Here is a 3,951-nt window from a genome sequence, read left to right on the forward strand (position 1 = left end):
TCCCGATCTGCTTCTCGACCTGCGGGACTTCACCACCGGCGAGGTCATCGAATCCGCCCTCGAAATCGTGACCGGCGAGGATGCTGACACGCTCGGGCTGAAGCTGCGCCAGGTCGAGAAGCTGCGCGAGATCGCGCCTGTCGTCACCATCCACGCTGAGGATCTCGAAGGCGATGCGCTGGAAGCGGCCATTCTCGATCAGCTACGGATCGGATGAAGCCGAAACTCGATATTGCCGCCGACCGTTACTTGCGCCGTTTCGGCACGGTCCTGCGATAACGAAACGGGCATTGAAATTGCACGGAATCTGGAATCGGATATAATTGCGCAATGGATCGGGATGACCCGTCCTGTGAAGGACTGCGGGGCCGGCATTAGCCGCCATGGACGCGAGCAGTAGCTCTTAGCCTTCAGGCGGCAAAACCTGCCGTTGCGTCATCGCTTTGACCTATAAGTCGAAGTGGAACTTTTATGTCGAAATTTGGAAAATCCCGAAATCGGTGCGTCCTGAAGCAGGGTGGCTACTGCTACTATTGTCAGCAACCCATGTGGTCGGCCGATCCCGACACCTTTGCATCGCGCTACGGCATCTCTGTCAATCAGGCGCGCTTGCTACAAGCAACTGCCGAGCACCTCATCGCGCAATGCGACGGCGGAGATAACGATGACACCAATATCGTTGCAGCCTGTAAATTTTGTAACACCAAAAGGCATCACGCACGTCCCGCGCGATCGCCATCGGCACATTCACGCCGCGTGCGGGCACGATTAGCCTCGGGAAAATGGCACGGCCTCCGCCTCCATTCCGTGGACACTCGAGCTCCATCGATCTGACCCACCGTGTCAGGCGCAGGTTGATCGCCATTCCGGCTCGATCTTCTTGATCAGAGTTTCGAGAATGATCGAAAACGGGATGGCGCACCGCGCGCGGCGACCTATGCCTTACAGGATAACCTCACTCGGTTTCTACGCCCGCTTGAGCGCCTGTTTTTCCAGTCTTACGGGCGTCATCGGGTGTTTCACCAATACCGATATGGCTTATCGGTGCCGGGCGACCGAGCAGATAGCCCTGCGCCTCGTCACAGCCCTGTTCGCGCAGGAAATCGAGCTGGCTGGGCTTCTCGACGCCTTCGGCAAGCACTGGGATCGACAGGCTCTTGCCGAGCGCGAGCACGGCCTTGATGATGGCGGCCGATTGAGGCCCGCCGTTCAGCTCGAGCATGAAGGACTTGTCGAGCTTGATCTTGTCGAAGGGGAAGGAGCGAAGCGTCGAAAGCGACGAATAGCCGGTGCCGAAATCGTCCATGGCGACCGACACGCCAATCGCCTTCAACTGACGCAGAATATGCGTGGTCCGGGCCGGATCGGTGATCATCGCGGTTTCGGTGATCTCGAGTTCGAGGCGGGAAGGGGACAGGCCGGTCTCGAGCAGGATTTCATGGACAAGCCGCGGCAGATCGACATGGCCCAGCTGGACCGGCGATAGATTGACCGCAATCTTGAACGGCTCTGCCCAGGCGGCTGCCTCGCGGCACGCGGTGCGCAGCACCCATTCGCCGATCGGCAGGATCAGGCCTGATTGCTCTGCTATCGGGATAAAGTCAGCGGGTGACACCGACGTGCCGTCGAGCCGGGTCCATCGCAGCAGCGCTTCATAGCCGGTCGTCCTGCCGGTCTGGACGGACTGCTGGATCTGCCAATGCAGCGTCAACTGGCCACGATCCAGGGCATCGCGCAAGTCCTGCACCATCCGCCGCCTGTCGCGTACCGCGCGATCCATCTCCTCGGCGTAGAAACACACATCGGTCGTGATCGAGCCCTTGGCCCGGTACATGGCGAGGTCGGCGTTGTTGATCAGCGTCGAGATTTCATCGGCATCGCGTGGCCACAGCGCAATGCCGACGCTTGCCCCGCAGCCTGCCTCGCTGTGATCGAGCATCACCGGCGCAACGATTGCGGCCCGCAACCGCTCGGCAAGGCCGAGCGCATCGCCCGGTTCGACCACCGGCGTCACCGCGACGAATTCGTCGCCACCCAGGCGAGCCACAAACTCTCCCGCCTGCAGCGCCGACTTCATGCGCTCGCTGATCTGCACCAGCAACTGATCACCCGCGGCATGACCGTGGATATCGTTCACTTCCTTGAAGCGATCCAGATCGATCGACAGCAGCGCGACCGATGCATGGCCGCTGTCGGGTGACGCCTGTTTGGTCAGCCATTCGAGGAAGGATGTCCGATTGGGCAGCCCGGTCAGGCTGTCGTTACGGGCAAGGTGCGCAATGCGCCGTTCCTGCGCGAGGCGAGCGCGCATGTCGCGCAGCGCGTAGATCATCCTTGGCGAGGCGTGGCGGTGATCGATCCTTCCCGCCACTTCCACCTGGATTTGCGTCCCGTCGACACCCGTCAACATCCTCTGGCTCAGAATGTCGGCCTTGACCGCGCCAATGTCCTCAACCCATTTCGACAGCGGCTCGCCCACCACCGCTTCGGCGGGCGCTCCTACCAGGCGCGTGAAGGCGGCGTTGGTGGCCTCGATGATGCCTTTCCGGGTGACAACCATGCCGTCGATATTGCCCTCGAGCAGATCTCTGAGGCGCCGGGCCGTTTCGGCGCGCGATTGGGCATCGAGTACCTCGGTCGACACGCCCGTCCCTAGGATAAACAGGCCCACGCCGGCAACGGCGAACGCCATGATCGTCGTTGCTTCGCCTGAACCGGCCTGACCCGCAGCCGGCGCGAACGGCACGATCACCATGGCCGCCATGCCAACGAAATGCAGAACGACGATGCTGGTCACCATCAGGCCGACCGCAGGCCATGTCCCCGTGAAAGGTCCACGCCGGCGGGCCCGCTCGAATGCCAGCGCGCCCAATAGGACCGCACCCACGATCGATATGGCGACATAATCAATCGACCACAGAATTCGGCCCTGCACTGCAAACGCGGCCATGCCGGTATAGTGCATGACGGTGACGGTGAGGCCGAACAATGCGCCGCCCAACACGGGCATTTTGCGGCCACGAACGGTCGCTACCCGCAATGCGACCGCACTGCCGGCGATGGCGAGCAGCAGCGATATTGCGGTCAGCTTCGGCTCATAGGCGACTTCGACCCCTGGCTGATAGGCGATCATCGATACGAAATGCGTACACCAGATGGTCGCGCCCGTCGAAACGCCCCCCATGAAGCTCCATGCGGTCCGGGCACCGTTCTCGTCGAGCCGAATGCGCTCGAGCAGGCGGATCGTTATCGTCGAACCGACCAGGCAAAACAGGGCAGCGACGCCGACGAGCCACAGGTCATGTTCGTGCGTAAGACAGATCAGAAAACGCAAAACAGGAAACTCCCTTTGCACAAGGGCTAACATCTCACTGATGAAATACCGGTTAATCAGTGACCTATATTTGCGTGTATGTTTGTAACCGATAACAGTCTGTCGATATTGATCGATACCAGCAAATTTGGAGGTGGCCACTTGTGCGTGGCTCCGGGTGCCAGATCGACCGACACTTAACCTTCCTTGGGCGTCTCGCTGACCTGGAATACACCTGCAAGCGCGCGGCGGGACGATCGAGGCCGAAGGAGAGAGGGAGAAACTGTCCGATCCACAAAGGGAGACGACAGATGACCCGATTTCAACCGAGCCCGCGGCCCGCAACCACGCCATGGGATATCCCCGACCGGGCCGAGCAGGTCTTGCCCGGCATCTGGCGGGTCTGGACACCGAGCCATGGCGGCTACGTGCTTTCCGACGAGCGCCAGGCCGCAATGCCCGACGCGCTGCGACGCGACGATCCCTTCTACGAGGAAGATGTCGATTATGCGCTGGTTCTCTACGGCTTCGCCGACGAGTTCCGCCGCCTGCCGATCCCCGGCATCGCTCTTCAGGTCGAGAATGCCCGCCGATCGGTGCGATGCTGGCATCCCGATCGCTGGAAAGTCCTGACCGGC

The 3,951-nt window shown here is 61.2% G+C and carries 2 protein-coding genes and 2 pseudogenes; 3 read left to right on the top strand and 1 reads right to left on the bottom strand.

Annotated elements, in window-relative coordinates:
* Positions 1-217 (top strand): annotated as a pseudogene (locus DI606_RS19595) (hypothetical protein); the annotation flags it as partial.
* Positions 218-546: 329 nt separating this feature from the next.
* Entirely contained in the window at positions 547-834 is a 288-nt protein-coding gene (locus DI606_RS20415) for an HNH endonuclease (RefSeq protein WP_367119499.1), read from the top strand.
* 121 nt (positions 835-955) lie between these two features.
* Here DI606_RS20415 and DI606_RS19600 read toward each other — a convergent pair whose 3' ends face one another.
* On the bottom strand, positions 956-3,334 hold the full coding sequence (locus DI606_RS19600) for an EAL domain-containing protein (RefSeq protein WP_293985635.1): 2,379 nt from the start codon (positions 3,332-3,334) through the stop codon (positions 956-958).
* Positions 3,335-3,624: 290 nt separating this feature from the next.
* Between DI606_RS19600 and DI606_RS19605 the strand changes: the two are divergent.
* A pseudogene (locus DI606_RS19605) lies at positions 3,625-3,951 on the top strand (hypothetical protein); the annotation flags it as partial.

Source organism: Sphingobium sp. (assembly GCF_003248505.1).
In the GTDB taxonomy this organism is placed as follows: Bacteria; Pseudomonadota; Alphaproteobacteria; order Sphingomonadales; family Sphingomonadaceae; genus Sphingobium.

Excerpts from the sequence above, each read along its gene's own strand:
- DI606_RS20415 (WP_367119499.1), top strand. The coding sequence starts at position 547 with ATGTGGTCGGCCGATCCCGACACCTTTGCATCGCGCTACGGCATCTCT.